Annotated in this window: 1 protein-coding gene; it reads left to right on the top strand. The window is 70.3% G+C overall.

From position 1 onward, the window contains the following. Positions 1 to 279, top strand: a 279-nt coding sequence (locus AC2FB1_RS11170; protein WP_490675278.1) for an efflux RND transporter permease subunit, incomplete at both ends; no start/stop codon positions are given.

Genomic DNA, 279 nt, shown 5'->3' with positions numbered 1-279 from the left:
ACGCGATCCACGAAGCGTGCCTGCTGCGCTTTCGCCCGATCATGATGACGACGATGGCCGCGCTGCTCGGCGCGTTGCCGCTCGCGTTCGGCAACGGCGACGGCGCCGAATTGCGCGCGCCGCTCGGGATCGCGATCGCCGGCGGCCTGGTCATGTCGCAGGTGCTGACGCTCTATACGACGCCGGTCGTCTACCTGTACATGGACCGGTTCCGCGTATGGGCCGAGAAGCGCCGCAACCGCCGCGGCAATACCGGCGGGCCGGCGGTCGCCGGCGAGT

Source organism: Staphylococcus sp. CoH_129_LAB_1, assembly GCF_058191515.1.
This window is presented reverse-complemented; position numbering and strand designations above follow the sequence as displayed.